Origin of the sequence: Streptococcus sp. 'caviae' (assembly GCF_001937065.1) — a bacterium.
In the GTDB taxonomy this organism is placed as follows: domain Bacteria; phylum Bacillota; class Bacilli; order Lactobacillales; family Streptococcaceae; genus Streptococcus.
The window spans coordinates 49,751-70,527 of sequence record NZ_MOWR01000004.1 but is presented as its reverse complement, the minus strand read 5'-3'; the positions used below and the strand labels follow the sequence as shown (position 1 = coordinate 70,527).

The window sequence follows — 20,777 nt, the reverse complement described above, 5'->3', positions numbered from 1 at the left end:
CTTCTTTAGCCGCCCAGATAAGCCTTGCGGACTTCATCAGAAGCCAACAGTTCTTCTCCGGTACCGGAAAGAACAATTTTTCCTGTTTCAAGAACATAGCCGCGATCCGCAATTGACAGTGCCTTATTGGCATTCTGTTCAATCAGGAGAACAGTTGTTCCTTGCTTTTGAATGTCTTGGATAATATCAAAAATTTCCTGAATAAAAATCGGCGCCAAGCCCATAGAAGGCTCATCAAGCAGGAGCAGCTTAGGCTGGCTCATCAGAGCCCGCCCCATAGCCAGCATCTGCTGTTCGCCGCCGGATAAAGTAGCTGCGTCCTGATTTTTACGTTCTTCCAAGCGCGGGAAGCGTTCAAATACTCTTTTAAGACGCGCTTGATTCTCATCGCGGTTGCTGCTGAGAAAGGCTCCCATTTCCAGATTTTCCAAAACGGTCAGTCCCGGGAAAACATGGCGTCCTTCCGGAACCTGAGAAAGGCCGGAGGCGACAATCTTGCGGGTAGCTGTTTTTTGAATTTCATTTCCCAGAAATTCGATTTTCCCTGAGCTTGGACGCACCAAACCGGAAATCGTCCGCAGAATGGATGTTTTCCCCGCACCGTTTGCGCCAATCAGTGAGACAACTTCTCCTTCGTTAACTTCAAAAGTAACGTCTTTTACCGCTTGGATGACGCCGTAATGAACAGACAGATTTTCAACTTTTAACATAGTCATTAGGCTTCACCTCCCAGATAAGCTTCAATAACGCGCTTATTGTTTTTAATTTCCTGCGGTGTTCCGTGCGCAATCAAACGGCCGTATTCTAAAACGTAGATACGTTCGGTAACATCCATAACCAGGCTCATATCATGCTCAATCAGCATGATTGTGATTTTAAAATCTTCTTTAATCTGACGAATAAGCTCAGTTAACTCAGCAGTCTCCTGCGGATTCATGCCGGCAGCAGGCTCATCAAGAAAGAGAATCTTGGGTTCGGTTGCAAGAGCACGCACGATTTCTAAGCGCCTCTGCTGGCCGTAAGGAAGATTTTTTGCCAGTGTATCAGCATCTTTATCCAGATTGAAAATCTTCAGCAATTCAATTGCTCTTTTTTGCAGCTTTTCTTCATTGGAATAAAATTTGGGCAGACGCAGGAAGCTGGACAGCAAATGAGGATTGTGATTGTTTCCCATACCTACCAGCACATTTTCAATTACAGTCATGTCCTTAAAGAGACGAATATTTTGGAAGGTCCGTGACAGTCCTAAAGACGCAATCTTATAAGGCGCCTTGCCGTTTAGAAGTGTCCCGTCAAGGGTCACACTTCCTTCACTGGGTTCATAAACACCGGTTAAAAGGTTAAAGAGGGTTGTTTTGCCCGCACCGTTAGGGCCGATAAGGCCAACGAGTTCACCTTCATTGAGCTCCATGGTAACATCACCGACAGCAGTCAGACCGCCGAAATTCTTGGTTAAATTTTTTACATCAAGAAGTGCCATTATTTGCTGCCCTCCTTAGCTTTTTTAGCGAAAAGTTTTGAAAAACTGAATTCCCATGTGCCTAACAGGCCGCCCGGTCTAAAGACCATTACCAGAATAAGCGCCAGGGAATAGATAATCATACGGATATCTGATACGTTTTGCAGGAACATGTTTAAGACACCGAGCACAATCGCAGCAACAATGGTACCTGTGACAGATCCCAGACCGCCGAGAACGGCGACAATCAGAAAATCAATCGACTTCATGATTGTAAAGTCTTTTGGAGCAACTGTTCCGATGTAGCCAACATAAAGTGAACCGGCAATACTTGAAATAACAGCCGCAAACATAAAGGTCAGAACTTTGATCTTAGTCGTATTGACACCCATAGATTCTGCTGCAATCTCATCTTCACGGACAGCAAGAACTTCGCGGCCAATCGGACTTCTCAGATAATTAAGCACCAAAATAGTAATCAAAACAACGAAAATAAAGACAACCGGCCATGTGGTGTATTTCAGGATTCCCATGATACCTCTGGAACCATTGGTCAGACTGCCGCCGTTTTCAATCAGCTTGCGGATAATCTCAGCTACACCGAGGGTGGCAATCGCCAAATAGTCCCCTGTCAGACGCAGTGTCGGAATCCCGACAACCAAGGCCACAATAGCTGTCACTACCATACCAACGAAAATGGACAGGTAAAAGCCGGCATAGGTTGGCATTTGAGTTGTCAAAATAGCTGTAGCATAGGCTCCGATAGCCATAAATCCAGCCTGTCCCAAAGAAAGCTGACCCGAGAAACCGAGAACCAGGTTGGTTCCCAAGGCCATAATAATGCTGATTCCGATTCCCATCAGAATCTGGGTGTAGTAAACATCAATGATACCGGCACTGATAAGGCCAAATAAAAGGAGAAAGATGACAAGAATCAGCGCAAGCCAGCTTAAATTTGCTTTTAGATTTTTTTCATTGCTTACACCTTCTCTTTCACATTTTTTCCTAAAATACCGGCCGGTCTTACCAAAAGAATAATGATAAGAACAGCGTAAACGACAGCATCTCTGTAGCTTGCAAGTCCGATGGAAACAGAAAAAGTTTCCAAAAGGCCGATCAAAAAGCCACCGACAGCAGCACCCGGAATAATGCCGATACCGCCCAGAACAGCAGCGACGAAGGCCTTAATACCAGGAACCATACCCATCAAAGGATCCACAGAGTTATAATAAAGACCGATCAAAACACCGCCGGCACCTGCAAGAGCAGAACCCAGAGCAAATGTAAAGCTGATGGTGCTGTTGACATTAATCCCCATCAGCTGGGCTGCGTCACTGTCAACAGACACTGCCCGCATGGCTTTCCCCATCTTAGTCTTTTGGACAACAAACTGCAAAGCCAGCATCAGGAAGATAGACACTCCCAGAATAATCAGCTGTACATTGGTGACGCTGATTGGCCCAAAATTATACTTGACTGTTGCGAGCGTCTGCGGGAAGGCGTGTTTGTTGGCACCGACCAGGCGGACCATGCTGTATTCAAGAAAGAAAGAAACACCTATCGCTGTAATCAAGGCAGCAATCCGTGTTGAATTTCTCAAAGGTCTGTAAGCGAGAAACTCAATAACAACCCCTAAAACAGCTGTCAAAACCATAGTCAATACGAGAGCCACAAAGAAATTGAGATGATACTGTGTAATGAGGAAATAGCCGATAAAGGCTCCCATCATGTAGATATCTCCGTGAGCAAAGTTAATCAACTTGATAATTCCATAAACCATGGTATAACCAAGGGCTAGCAGCGCATAAACACTCCCAAGGATAAGACCATTTATAAGTTGTTGGAGCATATAATTTTACCAAACTTTCTATAAATAAATAATATCTGGGAAGATGGCTCCCCAGATTTTCATTGTTTAGGCTTAAGCCAGCCTTATTTGACTTCAACAGCTGCCGCTGTAGATTCCTTACCATCTTTAAGACCGACCATAACAGCAGATTTAACAGGATTGTGCTTCTTATCAATTGTCATTTTACCTGTTACACCTTCAAAGTTTTTCAGCTTAGCAAGTTTTTCTGCCATATCTTTTGATGTCTTAGCATCTTTGGCAGAATCAGCAATCATGTAAACTGAGTCGTAAGCCAGCGCGGCAAACATATTTGGCTCTTCGCCGTATTTTGCTTTGTAGGCTTTTAAGAATTTTTCTGCCTTGCTTGTTAAATCAACTTTTGTTGAGTAACCAGATACATAGTAAACATTGTTTGTATTAGCTGCACCGGCACCTTCAACGTACTTAGCGTCATTGAATCCGTCAGGTCCTAAGATTGGCTGATTGAGTCCCATGTCGCGTGCCTGCTTGGTAATCAAACCAGTTTCAGTGTAGTACCCGGGAATAACGATGGCATCAAAATCCTTGCTTTTGAATTTTGTAAGAGCTGCTTGGAAATCTTGGTCTTTCGCTTGGAAAGTATCTTCAACGGTAATCTTTCCTTTATATGCCTTCTTGAATGAATCGGCAATACCTTGAGCATAGTCGCTTGATTTATCATAGTAAAGAGCAACTTTTTTAGCCTTCAAAGTATCTGTAGCATACTTAGAGATGATTTTCCCTTGGAAACTGTCTTGGAAAGTTGTACGGAAAACAAATTCCTGAACTTTGCCTTTAGAGTAAGTCAGGCTGTCCTGCGTTCCTGAAGGTGTTACAAGGGGCACCGCTGCGTCATTAGCATTTGGACTGGCTGCAGCTGTCGCACCGGATGTTGCCGGACCTAAGATAGCATTGACTTTGCTTTGAGTCGCAAGATTAGTTGAAATCGTTGCAGCTTCACCATTATCTGATTTATTATCCTTAGAAACAACTTCAAGCTTTTTACCATCAACGCCGCCTGCTTTGTTGATTTCTTCAACAGCAAGGTCAGCACCTTGTTTTTCAGCCTGTCCGTAAGCCGCTACATCCCCTGAAAGCTCAAGATTGTAACCAATTTTAACGGTATCTCCGATTTTATTGCCGGCAGCATCTGATGAGCTGCCCGGTGCAGAACCGCAAGCTGCAAGAACAGCTGCACTGACAAAAGAAAGAGCTGCTAGAGCTATTTGTTTCTTCTTCATTGTTTTCTCCTTAAGATTATCTTAAATTATAGTCATCAATAAGAATACTGAATTATCTGAAAATTGTCAAGCATATTTTCTTATTTTTTGCAGACCGATGCTAGCGCAGCAGACTGCCGACAAAATCCTGATCAATATCATCTAAATAGGATGGAAGGACTTTTTTAACAAACTTAAGATTTTGAAGCTCTTCAATAACTGCCTCAGCCTCTGTCTGATCCACATAAACCACTAGATAGCGCAGACGGTGCGAATGGTAGAGGACTTTCCCGTATTTGTTCAGTTTTCTGGCATCGCGATTGTAATAAAGATAAACATTAATTCCTAAGCGCTTGGTTTTTTCAAACATTTTTCTTATCCTTCTTTAATATTTTTCCCCCGCCCCATCTCATGAGGAGGCCTATGGAGTGCCATCGGCAGACCTGTATCCACAAAAATATCCGGTGAAACGGCCGCCGCTATCTTTTGAGATGCTTCAGCCAAAACCGTCTGCAGGTCTACCTCGGCCCTTCTCATAGCAATCATTTTATCATTTAAATCCAGCTGACGCTTCTGCCTCAGGACGGCTTTTCTCAGCTGCCCTGCTTCCGGACGGTATTTCCCAAAAGACTGCAGCCTGTCATAATCTTCTTTTAAACGCTGAAAATCGCTGATTTCCTCTTGCAGTTCTTTATCTGCTGAGACTGCTTGGGCAGCTGCTTGATAAGCCTTAACTGTGTCTAGCTCTAAAAAAGCTGTTATGACATCATCAAGAGCATCATCTATAGCCAAAAGCTGATCATCCATTTTTAACATACTGCCATTATATCAAAAAATACTGCTTCCGTCTTTTCTCTTGAACCAACTTACCTGCCAACTCTTGCCCACAAAAAAATGAGTGAGAGTTAGCGACTCTCACTCATTGGTTGTCAGATTAGCTCATATTGCAAATCAGCCTTACTTCAGTTCATTATTTTCCATGATTTCATCGATGAAGCCATATTTAAGGGTTTCTTTAGCGTCCATCCAGTAATCGCGTTCAGCGTCTTTGTGAATCTGCTTAACGGTCTTGCCAGAGTTATCTGACAGAATTTTTTCCAGCTTCTTACGTGTTTTCAAGAGCTGTTCCGCTGCAATAGCCATATCTGTCTGCTGTGTACCGCCGCCGGTTCCACCCATTGGCTGGTGAATCAGATACTCTGCATTTGGCAGCATGAACCGTTTGCCCTTGGTACCGCTGGACGCAATGATGGTTCCCATTGACGCTGCTATCCCCATAACAATCGTTTGAACATCTGATTTGATGAAATTCATGGTATCAACGATTGCCAAACCTGCTGAAACAGAGCCGCCCGGTGTATTAATGTAAAGATAGATATCTTTTGTATTGTCCTGAGCATCCAGGAAAAGAAGCTGAGCAATGATGGAATTGGCCATATTGTCTTCTACCGGGCCAGTCAGCATAATAATACGATCTTTTAAAAGACGTGAATAAATGTCATAAGAACGTTCTCCACGGCTTGTTTGTTCAATAACTACAGGAATCATAATTGTTTTTTCTCCTTTAATTCAATCTTGGGCTTATTATATCTCATTGGTCAAAAAAGGTCAAATATTTACTTCACTTTTTGAAACTTTTCTCTGCTCAGCCATTTCAGCAGCAAATAAAGACAAAACCGGCCGATAAGATCAGCTGCGGCCGTGTTTTTTATTTTTCCAGCAAACTACTGCTGCTTATTTGGTGCCGAAGAGACGGTCCCCCGCATCGCCAAGACCTGGCACAATATAGCCTTTGGCATTTAAATTTTCATCCAAAGCTGCTGTATAGATATCAATATCCGGATGGGCTTCCTGCAATTTTTTAACCCCTTCGGGCGCTGAAACAAGAGAGACAAACTTAATATTGGCTGCTCCGCGTTTTTTCAGAGAATCAATTGCCAAAACTGCCGAACCTCCGGTCGCAAGCATAGGATCTACAACAAAAATCTGGCGCTGATCAATATCCTCAGGAAGTTTGACCAGATACTCTACCGGTTCTAAGGTTTTCTCATCACGGTACATGCCGATATGACCGACCTTAGCAGCCGGAACCAGACTTAAAAGACCGTCAACCATGCCAATACCGGCACGCAAAATGGGAACAATGGCCAGCTTTTTGCCTGTCAGCTGCTTTTGAACCGTCTTTGTAATCGGTGTTTCAATTTCCACTTCCTCCAGTGGCAATTCGCGGGAAACTTCGTAGCCCATAAGCATGGCAATCTCATTTACCAGTTCACGAAAATGCTTGGTCGATGTATCTTCACGACGTAAAATAGAGAGTTTATGCTGAATCAGTGGATGCGAAATAACTTGAAATTTACCCATAGGAAAACCGCCTTCTATTTATTTCTTTTTATTATAGCATAAAACCCGCTGACTTTCGCAAAAAGTCGGCGGGCTTTTTTGGGATTGCCATGGATACGGCCTTAAAGTTTGAAAATACCTTTGCTTTTACTAATGCAAGAGATAATAAACAAAGAGAGCAAACAAAACTAAAATGAACTCAATGACATGCATGACCCAACATCGCCTTTTCTAAAATTTATACTGATATTTTTAATGCATGCCATATACACCTTATACTTAGGATAGATTAGCAGCCATATTCCAAAAGACAGAATACTGTCAAGTTATTAAAGTAAGCTCTGCACCTGCTTTAATCAGTGCACTGCCAATCCAATTTATTATTTTTTTCGATTCTTTAGATTTAAGAGCGTTAATACAAGCAGTGCTGTAATTGCTCCAACGATAAAGTACTCCATAGTGATATCCTATCATAAATATTCATGGGCTAAGTCTAAAAACCAGCCAATAAAAACACTGGCTCTCCTTGCCCTCGCTGAAAGGAGGAGGCAGTACTTTTTATCTGCTTAAGAGCGCCTATTTTGCAAAAACCTTAGCTAATCGTTCACAAGCTTCCTGCAGAACAGCTGTTGGAGCAGCGAGGTTAAGGCGGGCATGGCCTGCTCCTTCCTTGCCAAAGGTCGACCCGACATTGAGAATAAGCTTGGCCTCTTCTTTGATTTTTTGGTGAAGCTCCTCGTCTGATAAGTTATAGGCTGAGAAATCCAGCCATACGAGGTAGGTCCCTTCCGGTTTCATGACCTTAATCTTAGTATGCTGCTCCAGATAATCTGCTAGAAAATCGCTGTGTTTTTCCAGCAGCCCCTTTAATTCCGTCAGCCAAGGTTTGCCGTAACGAAAGGCAGCTTCTGTTGTTATCAGGCCGATAGTCGGTACTTCATGCTGATTATTGGCTAATTGCCGTTTCTTGAACTGAGCCCGCAATGATGGATTCTCAATAATGGCAAAGCTATTTTTAGTTCCGGCAACATTAAAAGTTTTAGTCGCACTGGAGAGAACTAGGCTGAACTGACTGAAATCACCGACAGTATTAATACTGTGATGTTTATGACCAAATAGGGCTAAATCCTGATGGATCTCATCAGAAACAAGGATAACACCATACTTTTGGCAGAGTTCAGCTACTTTTCGCAATTCTTCAGATGTCCAGACCCGTCCTCCTGGATTATGGGGACTGCAAAAGAGATAAAGTTTGACTTGATTTTCTGCCATGTCTTTTTCTAATTGGGTAAAGTCGATTTCAAAACGGCCATTTCTCTCCACCAAAGAATTTTCAATCAATCGGCGGTTGTTGAGTTTGACAGAGCGGGCGAAGGGAGGATAGACCGGCGTATTGATGAGAACGGCGTCTTTCTCCTGGGTGAAGGCCTGAATGGCTACTGATATAGCAGGAACGACTCCTTCGATCAGAACAATGGCTTCTTTATCTACTTGGTAGTCATGCTCAGTTTTTTCCCAATTTTGAATAGCTTCAAGTACACCATCCCAAACATAAGGATAGCCGTAAACGCCAAAATCGCTATAGCGCTGAATAGCAGCCTGCATTTCTGGAAAGACTAAAAAATCCATATCTGCCACCCATAACGGCAGCAGCTCTTTGTCCTTTTGGACTTCCTGCCATTTTACCGAGTGCGTTTTTATGCGATCCGGCAATGTTGTAAAATCAAATTGACCCATTTTTATCTCCTATGCTTCTAAAACTGTTTTTAAATCATTGATTAAGTCTTCTGCGTCCTCAATTCCGATTGACAGCCGCAGCAAGTCATCCGTCAAACCATAAGAATGGCGGACTTGGACAGGTATATCCAAGTGTGTTTGCGTTGCCGGATAAGTAATCAGGCTTTCAATACCGCCCAAGCTTTCTGCAAAAGTGAAAACCTGCAGGCCATTAATAATCTGCGGAATCCTATTTTCATTAGCCACTTTAAAGGAAATCATACCTCCCTTGCCGGTATAGAGAACGTCTGTGACTGCGGGTGACTGTTCTAAATAGGCGGCAATCGCCTTAGCATTTTGCGTTGCCTTTTCCATGCGCAGTTTCAATGTTTTAAGACCGCGCATCAGCAGGTAAGCATCAAAAGGCGACAGCGTCGGGCCCGTAGTATTTTGGTCATAAAACAGTTTATCATAAATGTCTTTGTCACTGGTCATCAAAACACCAGCTAAAACATCATTGTGACCCGACAGATACTTGGTGGCTGAGTGCAGGACAACATCAGCTCCCAAAGTGATGGGATTTTGATAAACAGGACTGTAAAATGTATTATCAACAATTACCTTGGCACCATGTTCATGCGCTGCCTGAGCAATCTTTTGGATGTCAAATTCAATCATCAGCGGATTGGTCGGTGTCTCCAGATAGACATAGTCTGTCTGGTCTGAAATGGCAGCAATCATCTCATCTTCCCTATTAGCATAGGTAAAGGAAAACCGTCCTTTGGCTTCCTGTTCATTAAACCAGCGGAAAGAACCGCCGTACAGATCACGCGCCGCAACGATGCTGCTGCCAGCAGGAAAACCATTAAACAGCAGCACCAAAGCCGCCATACCGGATGCCGTCACAAGAGCATAGTCTGCCTTTTCAATCTTAGCCAGCGTTTCTTCCAAGACAGCACGAGTCGGATTTTTAGTCCGTGTATAGTCAAAACCGGTAGACTGACCAAATTCCGGATGCTGGTAAGTCGTTGAAAAATGAAGGGGCGCAATCAAGGCGCCTGTTGTTTTATCGGTATTAACACCCGCATGGGCTAAAATGGTTTCTAATTTATAATCATCTGTCATAGTTTTTGCCTTTCAAACCTAATGAGTTTATTTTACCACGTATTCCTTATTGCAACGGCATTTACGTCTATTCTATTTCTCAATAGTTAGCTATAAAAAATAACTATAGCCGCGCTTAAAGCACTGTGGCTGAACTCAAAAAAGAGTGGGGCAGACACCACTCTCATCAAAAGGATCAATTATTCCAGATGTAATTTTCGTCGGAGAGTCTGGGCTTTTTCTCCCAGCATCTTGTCCAGCAAATGCGTCATAAGACCTAAGATGCCATAAACACCCATACCCAGACAACCTATTAAAAGAACGTAGATCAGACTTGACAGTCTGCCGCTGTCAGCAAAGAAAAGGCTGAGCAGCCAAACAGCTGCACCGACAGCAAGGCTCATCAGAGCGGTCAAAATAAGAACCAAAAGACTTGTTCTTCGGATAGCCCTGCGGCTAAAGCCTGTAATCTGGTGAATGCGAAGATACATGAGCACAATCGGAACCATTAAGGCCAGGCTTGTTGAAATAATCGGGCCGTAAGCATGAAACAGATAAATCAAAGGAACCTGCAGAAGCAGCTTGACCATCACACCGTAAACAAAATATCTTATGGCCTTGCGATTTTCAAACAGAGCCTGCAGCATAGGAGCTAAGACAGTATAAATAGCTAAGATGACTGTCTGTAAAAGCGAGGCTGCAAACAGCCCCAAAGCCTGTCCCTGAGGTATTCCATAAAAGACCGTATAAAGCGGTCTGGCCAAAATAACAGAGCCAGCAATAGCCGGAACGATAAAGATCATCAGCATTTGCAGATTATTGACCACCAGACGGGCAGAAGCTTTCCTGTCTTTTTTAACAAAATTTTCCGTCAAAAGCGGGATACCAACACCCGCAATAGCTGTCGCAACTGCAATCAAAATCATGGTTACCTTGCCCGGATTGGTTGAGAAATAAGCAAACATGACCTTTAATTCCCTGTCGGAATAATCAGTAAAAAGAGCCATGGTATTACCAAAGGTAAACTGGTCGATCAGCTTGAAAACCTGAATGGCCGATCCCGTAATGATAAAGGGAATGGCTTCTTTGACTGTTTCAATAAGAAGGTCCTTGGTATCAATCACCATGCTGGCAGGCTTCTTGCCAAACAGAACGGCCAATAAGTCATTTTTCCACAGAAAATAAATGAGCACAGCAATGCTGGCGAACATCCCGACAAAGGCCGCAAAGGTGGATTGGGTCACGGCTTCAACATAATTGCCTGAGCCCATTTTCATGATGAAAAAGGCCGTCAGGAGCATCCAGATGACACGGATAACCTGCTCAGCAATCTGACTCATGGCATAGGGTTTTAGATTGTTAAATCCCTGAAAGAATCCTCTGAGCACACTCATGGACGGAAAGACAAGGACAGCCAGCGTCAAGCTTCTAAGAACCGGCACCAAATCCCGCCCCCCGCGGCTGAGAGAAGCAAAAAAGGGAGAGCCCACATACATCACTAAAGCAAAGATCGCACCCAAAAGCAGCATGAAATGCAGAATTTTACGCACAAGATAGGTACTCTTTTGCGGATCTCCCAGCGTATTGTACTTGGAAACCTGCTTGGCAACAGCAACCGGAATGCCAACTGTTGAAATCAGCAAAAACAAGGCGTAAATCTCATAGCCCATACCAAACAGGGCATTGGCTTCGGCAGCGTATCGTCCCATCCAGGCATACCAGGGGATAATATAGACAGCTCCCAGAAGCCGGCTGATAAAGTTGCCGGCAGTCAGCCAGGCAGTTCCTCGAACCATCTGCTCCTGCTGGCTCAGTTTTGTTTTCTTTTCAGACATAGATTTTCTTTCTAGTTTGTAATAAATTTATTATAAACTTTTGCTTGGTACTTGTAAAACACTAACTTTAAGTCTACAATAAAAGGTATGATTACATTAAAGAAGACACTCAGTATTCTCAAAGATGACGGCAATTTTCGTGAAATAATTGACGCGGAGCACTACCTAAATGATTATCCTGATTTCACTTTCAGCCATATTTCTTATGACAGCAGAGATGTAAGTGACAGTACCCTCTTTTTTGCCAAAGGGCTTAATTTTAAAAAAGAATTTCTTACGGCTGCTGTGCAAAAAGGGCTGCCCTTTTACATTGCTCAAAGGGATTATCAGGTGGGTATTCCGGCAATCATCGTCAATGATATTAAAAATGCTATGAGCCTTGTTGCCAAGGAATTTTACGGCAATCCTCAAGATAAATTGAAAACCCTAGCCTTTACCGGAACGAAAGGCAAAACAACTGCAGCTTATTTTGCTTATTATATTTTACAGCAAAGCCACCGTCCGGCTATGCTTTCGACCATGAATACAACGCTGGATGGAAAAACATTCTTCAAATCAAAACTGACAACTCCTGAAAGCTTGGACCTCTTTAAAATGATGGCTCAGGCCGTTGACAATGGCATGACCCATTTGATTATGGAAGTTTCCAGTCAGGCCTATCTGGTCAAGCGGGTCTACGGTCTGACTTTTGACGTCGGTGTTTTTCTCAATATCAGCCCTGATCATATCGGGCCAATTGAGCATCCCACTTTTGAAGATTATTTTTACCATAAGCGGCTCCTGCTTAACAACAGCCGCTACGCTGTTGTTAACAGCCAAATGGATCATTTTGCTCTTGTCCGGGATCAGATCGCTGACCAGCCGCATGATTTTTATGGCAAATATTCTGACAATCAAATCACAAACAGCGAGGCCTTCTCCTTTGATCTCACAGGAAAACTGGCAGGCCATTACGATATTCAGCTAATCGGTTCTTTCAACCAGGAAAATGCCTTGGCCGCAGGTCTTGCCTGCCTGCAGTTGGGAGCAAGTCCAAGCGATATTCAAAAAGGCATCGCCCAAACTACAGTCCCCGGCCGTATGGAAGTGCTCACTCAAAAAAATGGAGCTAAGGTCTTTGTGGACTATGCCCACAATGGGGACAGCCTTGAAAAACTGCTGTCCGTTGTAGAGGAACACCAAAAGGGCAACCTCATTCTGATTCTCGGAGCTCCCGGAAACAAGGGCGAAAGCCGCCGCAAAGACTTCGGCCGCATCATCAATCAGCACCCTGACCTGACCGTTATTCTGACAGCCGATGATCCCAACAATGAAGATCCTTTTGATATCTGCCAGGAAATAGCCGGCTATATCAAACGTCCTGTGACTGTTGTTGTTGACCGTGAGCAGGCCATTCAAAAGGCTATGTCACTGACACAGACCGAAAACGATGCTGTCATTGCAGCAGGCAAGGGAGCTGATGCTTTTCAAATCGTTAAGGGACAGCGGGCAGATTATGCCGGTGATATCGAAATTGCTAAGACATATCTTTGATTTTCAAAAAGCTCCTGACAAGGGTTAATGAGAATCATTTTAAGTACTCATTTGAATGATTCTAAACAAGTGCCTGACGGTTCAAAAATTTCGCATTCCCTGTTTAAAAAGGCTTTTTTAAGCCTTTTTTCTATGCTATAATAATCATAATTTTGAAGAAAGGAGGCTAGACATGTCTGATATTCGTGCTGAATCCATCCAGGTTGCCTATGACCAAGCTATTGTCATTGATGACTTATCGCTTCAGATTCCCCATCAAAAGATTACAACCATCATCGGAGCCAACGGCTGCGGCAAATCAACCTTATTAAAGGCTCTGACCCGCATTCAGGCCATTAATAAGGGGCAGATTTTTCTTGACGGCCAAGCCATCGCTCAGCTGCCCACCAAAGAAGTTGCCAAAAAACTGGCCCTGCTTCCTCAGGTTTTGGAGGCAACGGAAGGAATTTCAGTCTATGAATTAATTTCATACGGAAGATTCCCTCATCAAAAATACCTGGGAAATCTTTCTCAGCACGATAGGGACAAGATCCACTGGGCTATGGAAGTAACTAAAGTTGTCGAATTTGCTAAACTTGACGTTGACAGTCTTTCCGGCGGTCAAAGGCAGCGTGTCTGGATTGCCATGGCACTCGCCCAAGATACAGATACGATTTTTCTTGACGAGCCGACGACCTATCTTGATATGAATCATCAGCTGGAGATTTTAGAACTCCTGCAAAGACTCAACCGTAAAACGCAAAAAACAATCATTATGGTTTTGCACGACTTAAACTTATCCGCCCGGTTTTCTGACTATCTTATTGCCATGAAAGATGGCAGTATCAAATATCAAGGGGAAGTCAAAGAAATGATGACCGCTCCTATTTTACGGGATATTTTTCAAATAGATGCTCAGATTATGGAAGACCCTATCCACCAACGCCCTGTTCTGCTGACTTATCAGCTAATATAGATTTTTAGGAGATAATACATGAACTTTAAAAAAGCTCTCACAGTTTTAATGGCATTTGCTGCTGCACTGATCCTTGCTTCCTGCGGCAATGCCTCAAAATCATCAGATAAAAAAGCGGCTGTTTCCAGCATGCCAAAAATTTCCGGTGTTACTTATTACGGCAAGGTGCCTCAATCACCCAAGCGCGTGGTCAGCATCACCTCTACTTATACCGGCTACCTTTTGAAACTCGACCAAAACCTTGTAGGGGTTTCTTCCTATGATAAGAAAAATCCTGTTCTTAAAAACAAGGTTAAAAAAGCTAAACAAGTGACTTCATCAGACCTTGAAGCCATTACTGCCCTCAAGCCTGATTTAATCGTGGTTGGCTCGACAGAAGAAAAGATTGACCAATTAAAGGACATAGCTCCTGTTATCTCAATTGAATACGGCAAGCGCAATTACCTTGATATTTTCTCTGACTTCGGCAGAATTTTCAATAAGGAAAAAGAAGCCAAACAATGGCGCAGCGACTGGAAAGTCAAAACCGCCAAAGCTAAGAAAAAACTGACTAAGGCTGTCGGCAGCGATGCTAAATTTACTGTTATGGGTCTCTTTGAAAAAGAAATCTATCTTTTCGGCAACAATTGGGGCCGCGGCGGCGAAGTAATCTACCAAGCACTTGGCTTTAAAGCACCTGACAAGGTCACTAAAGAAGTCTTTCCGGAAGGCTACCTGTCTGCTTCACAAGAAGTTCTAGGCGACTATATTGATGATTATGTCATCGTTGCTGCAGAGGATAAAAAGACAGGGGCAGCGCTGTATGAAAGTGATGTCTGGAAAAATATTCCGGCGGTCAAAAAAGGCCATGTTATTAAGGTTAACGCCAATGCCTTTTACTTCAACGACCCGCTGACACTTGAGTATGAACTGAAAACTCTTCAAAAGGGTATTTTGAAGGCTGCCCAATGAGGTTGACAAATGCTTATGACATCAGTTGCTCAAGAAAATAAGCCAAAAAACTTTTGGCTTGTTTTTTTCATTATTTTACTGTTATTTATCAGCGGCTTGTACTGCAGCTTGAAATTTGGAGCCGTCAGCTATACAAATGCAGACTTGGCTAAAGTGCTGAGACATCCTCTTACCTCATCGCCTGTTCAAGATGTCGTCATTGATGTCAGAGTGCCGCGGATAGTCGGTGCCCTCCTAGTTGGAGCTGCTATGGCAACAGCTGGCAGTATCATGCAGGGAGTAACCAGAAATCCAATTGCAGATCCCGGACTGCTCGGAATTAATGCCGGAGCGGGACTGGCCCTGGTTATCGGTTATGCTTTTTTCAGGCACCTGCATTATAGTTTTATCCTGCTCATTTGTTTGCTGGGAGCAGGGCTGGCAGCTGTGCTTGTGTTTTCCCTGTCCTATACGCCCAGAAGGGGCTACAATCAGCTGCGATTGATCTTAGCAGGTGCTATGATTTCAACGCTTTTCAGCGCTTTTGGTCAAGCCATCACCATCTATTTCAATTTATCAACAGCCATTGTCGGCTGGCAGGCCGGAGGTTTGGTCGCTGCCAATTGGTCGATGATTAGAATCATTGCTCCCTTTATCATTATCGGCTTGATCCTGGCACAGCTTTTCTCCCATCAGCTGACTGTTTTAAGCCTCAATGAAACGGTCGCTAAATCACTGGGACAAAGAACCTTTTTAATGACTCTGATTCTGCTGGGAATTGTCTTGTTCCTGTCTGCCTCTGCTGTCGCCCTAGTTGGCTCCGTTGCTTTCGTAGGACTGATTATTCCGCATTTTATCAGAATGTTTATCGGCAGAAATTATCGCTTTCTTCTCCCCCTCACTGCCTTCTTAGGAGCTGTTTTCATGCTCTGGGCAGATTTGGCCTGCCGAACTGTCAATCCCGGCTATGAAGCACCGCTGAGCGCTGTTATCAGCATCATCGGTCTTCCTTGTTTTTTATGGCTGATTAGAAGGGGGCAGCATTTATGAAAAAACATTTGCAGACCAGACAGATTTTCATACTGTTGATCCTTTTGCTGCTAATGCTGACTGTTCTGGCACTCGCCATCGGAGAGAGCAGCTTTTCTATTTTTGATGTTCTCAATGTTTTCATGGGTCAAAGCGACAGTGCTTTGGCTATGATTATTCTTAAAGTGCGGCTGCCCAGAATCCTCGTCGCTCTGCTGGCAGGTGCCTCTTTGGCTTTAAGCGGCATGCTTTTACAAACCCTGACCCATAATCCCTTAGCTGATTCTGGCATTTTAGGTATCAATACCGGAGCGGGTATGGTCATTGCCTTGACTATTTCTTATGCCAGCCTGGAAAAGCGCTGGGTTATAACCTTTTTACCCTTTTTTGCCATGCTGGGAGGCTGTCTGACAATTTTTGCCGTCTATTTAATTGCCCGCAAGAAAAACAATAATATCAGCCCTGCCCGTCTCATCATCACAGGAGTCGGTGTCAGCACCATGCTGTCAGGAACCATGGTTTCTATTGTCGGCAGCATCGATCGCTACAAGGTGGATTATATTATCGGCTGGCTGAGCGGCCGTCTCAGCGGTGACAATTGGACGAGCCTAGCTATTCTGTCCCCCTTCTTACTTGTTCTTTGGGGGCTTACCTACAGCCGCAGTCAGACACTTAATATTATGAGTTTAAACGATCACACGGCTCTGGCACTTGGCTTAAAGCTGCAAAAAGAACGGCTGATCACGCTGATTCTGGCCACCAGTCTGGCAGCTCTCAGTGTCATATTAGCCGGTAATATCACCTTTATCGGTCTGGTCGCAGGCCATATCAGCCGAAAAATTTTAGGGAATAATCACTTTATCAGCCTGCCGGCTGCTATGCTGGTCGGAATGATTATTTTACTGTTGGCTGATACCATTGGGCGGGTTTTCCTGATTGGTACAGGGATTCCGACAGGCCTTATCGTTTCTATTTTAGGTGCTCCTTATTTTCTTTACCTGATGGCAAAGGTGGAAAAATAAATTTTGAGATAACCTGCAGTAGATCGTTTTACTGTAGGTACTCTAACTTTATACTCAATAAAAATAAAAGGATAGACCGTTTGCTAATAAGTCTATCTTTTTCATAATATTCAAGCGGCTCTGGGCTGAACCTGTTAACTGCCCTGCCCTACTTATGGTGTCATAAGAGGTCTGGAATTTTGATTCCAGATCTTTTTATTACCAAAAGAAGCTGTCAGTTGCCCCTTTTGCAGAATATGTCCTTCCATATTTTTCAATAATTTGCCCTTGCCTGTCCAGCGATTTAAATCCAAGGAACAATCCAAACTGTAAATGGTAAAGCGATACTTATGATTTTGACCTAAGGGTGGGTTGGGACCGGCATAACGATACCAGCCATAAGCCAAGCCCTGTCTGGCTCCATCAGGATCTTTCACTTCAAACCCACGAGAAACATTAGCCTTAATATGGCCAGAAGCGGGAAGATTCCAAATCAGCCAATGAGTAAATTCCTTTTTAAGAGGATGTGTCAAATCTTCCAAAGTAATAACCAGCGTTTCAGCATGAGAGGAAAGGTTTTTGATAAAAAATTCAGGTGACCTGTCCTCCCCTTTTCCTGTATGTTCCAGTGGAAATTCCCCACCTTCAGGAATAGTCGGACAAATGAAGTCCAATCTTTCTATCATATCAAACACCTCCTCTCTTGCTCTTTGATCCATTTTTTAATAAATTTGGATAGCTATCCCACAATTGAGTTGTGTAAACTTTGGCCTTATCAGATCCCTTGACAGCCCTCCAAAGAAGGGAAGCTGCCTGCATTTTGTTTTTGAGGTCAGCATTTCTTTTATCTGCACAAAAATCCTTGTAAAATTGATTCCATTGGCAGGCACGATTATCATATTTGGCATAATCAGATGTTCCGGCATAAACAGTCAGCATGTCTTCAAGCGTAAAATGGACATCATTTTCTGCCTTAACTTTGCGCCAAGCTGCTGCCATATCGGCGGTGAATTTAAAAGACTTAACTCCAGTCTGCTGAGCAAAATAATCCCTGAAAATCTGATTAAAGGCAAAACCGCACAGTAACAAAGAGCTGGACAAGCTGATTTCCTGCTTGTTTTTCGGTTTAACAGTCTGTTTATTAACTTTTTTGAGCGGCTGCCCTGCAAAATAGGCCGCTAATGCCTCGTTTAATTCCTGCTTTGTCCCCGAGTGTACCAATCCCAGCTGCCGGCAAATCTGCGACAGCTCTTTCCGATACCAATAATATTTGCAAAACTCATCATAGGTTTTAATCTGAGAAAATTCTGGACGCTTTACCATAGTGATCAATCATAATTTCCTACTTTCTATTATTATACATTTTTTCAAAATAAGATGATATTAAAAGCTGTTTAATGATAAAACCCCACTTTGGTAAAGTGATACCAATCCTCTATTTCCTGAGGATTTTTACTATTTAGTAAGAGGAAAATTTCTCTGGCAAATTCTAAGGCTGCTGTCCCATTTGCTGTCACAACACCACCATCACTGACTGCCTGTTCTTCTATATAAAAATCTTCTCCACGATAATGCGGAGCTGCTTTTTTTATAAATTCAAGGGTATTGCCAGTGTGCCTGACATGATTCAAGTAAGCATTTTCAGCTAAAAAATTGGTCGCGGCACAAATAGCAGCAATCGGTATCCGATGGCAGACAGCATAGTCCACCACAGGCAAAATCTCCGTATTTTTGCCCTCCAGCCAGCTGTCTCCACCAGGAATAATCAGCAGTTTAAAATCCTTAGGATAATCCGTCAGATCATAGTCAGGAATCACGCGAAATCCACCCATGGATTTTTTAGGCTGCTTGTCTGAGCCAATGGTTTTAATCTGAAAGGGGCTGTCCTGCCGGTTTAATTCCGAGCAAACATAGGCTGGCTCCCAGTCCGCATAATCATCAAATACATAAACAAGAATGTCATTTTTCATTGTTCTGCCTACTTTCTTCTATTATCGCCTATAGTATAACCCAAAAAAGATGACAGCTTTATGTCATCTTTTATACAATGATTCAATTGTCTTCAGCTTTTCTTTGACCAACTGCTGTAGCTCAGCAGGGGCCAAAACCTCGACTGCTGTTAGCAGCTGAAACACCAAATGACAAGCGACAGACAAACTTGAAGTATAAAATACAATCTTGCCCTGCTCTTTACAAGCAGCTAGTATTGACGCATCCAGTACCTTGGTTATAGCAAAGGCATCTTCAGGCTTGTAAGCTAAAACAACCTTGATATAACCTTCAATCGGGTCTAAAGAAAAATCAGAATAAGCCGTCTTTTGAAATGTTAACGGCGGACAAGGACGAACTGGAAACACTTTCTCTAATAAAGTCAGTGAGGCCATCCGCTGCAGTTTAAAAAGACGAAAGTCTTCTCGCTCTCGGCAAAAAGCATATAAATACCAGGCCGAATCTTTGAAGACTAATTGATAAGGCTCAATTTTTCGCTTCCTTCTGCCAGTTTTTGAAACATAGTCTAACAGAATACAATTTCTTGTTTCAATGGCTTTCTGCAAGATCTCAATTTTCTTTTGAGCAAAACTATTTGCATACCAAGAAGAAAAATTAATATAGTGATCAGCCCGAGAAGTCTCATCTTTTTCTTCAGGCAGCAGTTTTGCTATCAAAGCAGTCAAATCTGGCTGCTGCTTGATACTTTGCAGACCCTTTAAAGCAGAGTCAAGATTTTTAAGATCTGCCGTTGATAAGATACGCTTATCCATTTTATAATGTTTCATCAGCGAAAGGCCGCCGCTGCGGCCGGCATAAGAAACAATCGGAAGACCGGCCTGATTAAGGCTGTCCAAATCCCGGTAAATCGTGCGCTTGGACACCTCAAATTTTTCCGCCAGTTCTTTAGCGGTTACCTTATCTCTTTCTGAAAGCAGGGATAAAATAGCTAGTAATCTTTCTAATTTCATTTTTCCTATCCGCCAAATCTTTAAGACGCGAAGATCAGGCTCTCCTTATTAAAAGCCATTTTCAGTCGGTACTTGTCCTCAGCATTCTTTTCAATATAACCCAATAAATCCAGAGCCTGAACAAAAATATCAGGACGCTTCTGAGCGACTTCATCTTTACGGCCAAATTTCAAAAGAAAGCTGGTCATGTATTTGAGGGCGTATTCGGGATTGACGTCTCCCAGCAAACGGTAGAGCGGCTCTTGTTCGCTTGACAGAGGCAGATTTTCTTTAAGTTTAAAAAAGTAATTGGATAAGGTCAGTGAATCCCTGCTAATACTTGTTTTCTCGACAATAAGCGCCTTGTTGGTCTGATTGGACAGGCAGGTTTCAAAAGTTAAAGTTTGCAGATCTTGGTAAATGGACGACTGGTCATCTACAAAAATCTGACTGTCCAGCGCCAGACCGTCAAGATCTTTTAACAGTTCAAAAGCATTGCTGTAACGCTTATTCTCACGCAAAATATAACCCGCCTGCACATAGTCTTCGATCGAACGTTCCAAATTCTTAACCGCAGCAAAATCCGTCTTAATCTGCCGGAGTGTGACATCATCATGAAGCTGCAGATAATTGATAAGAGCTGTAAAAAATGGCTGGCGCGTTAATTTGCTGCCATTGTAAATTTTAATCATCCAGTCCTCCTCAATAAACCAAGTGCTTGGCCCATATCAGACTGATCGGCTGTAAAAAGCAAATCGCCGCTTTGCAAATGCTGAATTTTCATAACAGCTCTATTGTATCATAAAATAGGCTCCTGACAGAAACCATTATTTTTTAATCGAGTAG

Annotated in this window: 22 protein-coding genes; 5 read left to right on the top strand and 17 right to left on the bottom strand. The window is 43.1% G+C overall.

Annotated elements, in window-relative coordinates; genetic code table 11:
- Positions 1–5: 5 nt before the first annotated feature.
- The 12 genes from BMI76_RS05235 to BMI76_RS05180 all read right to left on the bottom strand — a co-directional run bounded on the left by BMI76_RS05235 (position 6) and on the right by BMI76_RS05180 (position 11,544).
- Positions 6–716, bottom strand: a complete 711-nt coding sequence (locus BMI76_RS05235; protein ID WP_075346544.1) for an ABC transporter ATP-binding protein — start codon at positions 714–716, stop codon at positions 6–8.
- On the bottom strand, positions 716–1,480 hold the full coding sequence (locus BMI76_RS05230) for an ABC transporter ATP-binding protein (RefSeq protein WP_075346543.1): 765 nt from the start codon (positions 1,478–1,480) through the stop codon (positions 716–718). Before BMI76_RS05230 ends, BMI76_RS05235 begins: the two co-directional genes overlap by 1 nt.
- Complete coding sequence (locus tag BMI76_RS05225; protein WP_075346542.1) at positions 1,480–2,397, bottom strand: branched-chain amino acid ABC transporter permease; 918 nt, start codon at positions 2,395–2,397, stop codon at positions 1,480–1,482. Before BMI76_RS05225 ends, BMI76_RS05230 begins: the two co-directional genes overlap by 1 nt.
- 41 nt (positions 2,398–2,438) lie before the next feature.
- Positions 2,439–3,308, bottom strand: coding sequence for a branched-chain amino acid ABC transporter permease (locus tag BMI76_RS05220; RefSeq protein ID WP_075346541.1), 870 nt, complete (start codon positions 3,306–3,308; stop codon positions 2,439–2,441).
- Between the two features lie 83 nt (positions 3,309–3,391).
- Positions 3,392–4,567: an ABC transporter substrate-binding protein gene (locus BMI76_RS05215; protein WP_075346540.1), complete on the bottom strand. Its 1,176-nt coding sequence runs from the start codon at positions 4,565–4,567 to the stop codon at positions 3,392–3,394.
- A gap of 100 nt (positions 4,568–4,667) precedes the next feature.
- Positions 4,668–4,916 carry a DUF2129 domain-containing protein gene (locus tag BMI76_RS05210; protein WP_075346539.1) on the bottom strand — a complete coding sequence of 83 codons (249 nt, stop codon included), beginning with the start codon at positions 4,914–4,916 and terminating at the stop codon, positions 4,668–4,670.
- A 5-nt stretch (positions 4,917–4,921) separates the two neighbouring features.
- On the bottom strand, positions 4,922–5,362 hold the full coding sequence (locus BMI76_RS05205; protein ID WP_075346538.1) for a YlbF family regulator: 441 nt from the start codon (positions 5,360–5,362) through the stop codon (positions 4,922–4,924).
- 141 nt (positions 5,363–5,503) lie between these two features.
- Positions 5,504–6,094, bottom strand: a complete 591-nt coding sequence (clpP, locus tag BMI76_RS05200; RefSeq protein ID WP_057490442.1) for an ATP-dependent Clp protease proteolytic subunit ClpP — start codon at positions 6,092–6,094, stop codon at positions 5,504–5,506.
- A 186-nt stretch (positions 6,095–6,280) separates the two neighbouring features.
- The gene (gene upp / locus BMI76_RS05195) at positions 6,281–6,910 is read right to left on the bottom strand and encodes a uracil phosphoribosyltransferase (RefSeq protein ID WP_075346537.1); all 630 of its coding nucleotides are present in this window, start codon (positions 6,908–6,910) and stop codon (positions 6,281–6,283) included.
- 555 nt (positions 6,911–7,465) lie between these two features.
- Complete coding sequence (locus BMI76_RS05190) at positions 7,466–8,626, bottom strand: MalY/PatB family protein (RefSeq protein WP_075346536.1); 1,161 nt, start codon at positions 8,624–8,626, stop codon at positions 7,466–7,468.
- Between the two features lie 9 nt (positions 8,627–8,635).
- Positions 8,636–9,730 carry a cystathionine gamma-synthase gene (locus BMI76_RS05185; RefSeq protein WP_075346535.1) on the bottom strand — a complete coding sequence of 365 codons (1,095 nt, stop codon included), beginning with the start codon at positions 9,728–9,730 and terminating at the stop codon, positions 8,636–8,638.
- Positions 9,731–9,909: 179 nt separating this feature from the next.
- A complete protein-coding gene (locus BMI76_RS05180) occupies positions 9,910–11,544 on the bottom strand; it encodes a polysaccharide biosynthesis protein (protein ID WP_075346534.1) in 1,635 nt (544 codons plus the stop codon).
- Positions 11,545–11,631: 87 nt separating this feature from the next.
- On the opposite strand from BMI76_RS05180, the gene BMI76_RS05175 reads away from it, so the two are divergent.
- The 5 genes from BMI76_RS05175 (at position 11,632) to BMI76_RS05155 (ending at position 17,013) form a co-directional block, all read left to right on the top strand.
- The gene (locus BMI76_RS05175; protein ID WP_075346533.1) at positions 11,632–13,077 is read left to right on the top strand and encodes a UDP-N-acetylmuramoyl-L-alanyl-D-glutamate--L-lysine ligase; all 1,446 of its coding nucleotides are present in this window, start codon (positions 11,632–11,634) and stop codon (positions 13,075–13,077) included.
- A 172-nt stretch (positions 13,078–13,249) separates the two neighbouring features.
- Positions 13,250–14,032: an ABC transporter ATP-binding protein gene (locus BMI76_RS05170; protein ID WP_075346532.1), complete on the top strand. Its 783-nt coding sequence runs from the start codon at positions 13,250–13,252 to the stop codon at positions 14,030–14,032.
- Positions 14,033–14,050: 18 nt separating this feature from the next.
- Positions 14,051–14,983 carry an ABC transporter substrate-binding protein gene (locus BMI76_RS05165; RefSeq protein WP_075346531.1) on the top strand — a complete coding sequence of 311 codons (933 nt, stop codon included), beginning with the start codon at positions 14,051–14,053 and terminating at the stop codon, positions 14,981–14,983.
- Positions 14,984–14,992: 9 nt separating this feature from the next.
- Positions 14,993–16,012: an iron ABC transporter permease gene (locus tag BMI76_RS05160; protein WP_075346530.1), complete on the top strand. Its 1,020-nt coding sequence runs from the start codon at positions 14,993–14,995 to the stop codon at positions 16,010–16,012.
- Complete coding sequence (locus BMI76_RS05155; protein ID WP_075346529.1) at positions 16,009–17,013, top strand: iron ABC transporter permease; 1,005 nt, start codon at positions 16,009–16,011, stop codon at positions 17,011–17,013. Before BMI76_RS05160 ends, BMI76_RS05155 begins: the two co-directional genes overlap by 4 nt.
- 152 nt (positions 17,014–17,165) lie before the next feature.
- Here BMI76_RS05155 and BMI76_RS05150 read toward each other — a convergent pair whose 3' ends face one another.
- The 5 genes from BMI76_RS05150 to BMI76_RS05130 all read right to left on the bottom strand — a co-directional run bounded on the left by BMI76_RS05150 (position 17,166) and on the right by BMI76_RS05130 (position 20,623).
- Positions 17,166–17,678, bottom strand: a complete 513-nt coding sequence (locus BMI76_RS05150; protein ID WP_075346528.1) for a YbhB/YbcL family Raf kinase inhibitor-like protein — start codon at positions 17,676–17,678, stop codon at positions 17,166–17,168.
- A 1-nt stretch (position 17,679) separates the two neighbouring features.
- Positions 17,680–18,315 (bottom strand): SAP domain-containing protein, encoded by a 636-nt coding sequence (locus BMI76_RS05145; RefSeq protein ID WP_075346527.1) that lies wholly within the window; start codon positions 18,313–18,315, stop codon positions 17,680–17,682.
- 71 nt (positions 18,316–18,386) lie between these two features.
- Complete coding sequence (locus BMI76_RS05140) at positions 18,387–18,962, bottom strand: type 1 glutamine amidotransferase family protein (RefSeq protein ID WP_075346526.1); 576 nt, start codon at positions 18,960–18,962, stop codon at positions 18,387–18,389.
- Between the two features lie 63 nt (positions 18,963–19,025).
- Positions 19,026–19,952 carry a YafY family protein gene (locus BMI76_RS05135; protein WP_075346525.1) on the bottom strand — a complete coding sequence of 309 codons (927 nt, stop codon included), beginning with the start codon at positions 19,950–19,952 and terminating at the stop codon, positions 19,026–19,028.
- 20 nt (positions 19,953–19,972) lie between these two features.
- A complete protein-coding gene (locus BMI76_RS05130; protein WP_075346524.1) occupies positions 19,973–20,623 on the bottom strand; it encodes a DUF1803 domain-containing protein in 651 nt (216 codons plus the stop codon).
- Positions 20,624–20,777 lie beyond the last annotated feature (154 nt).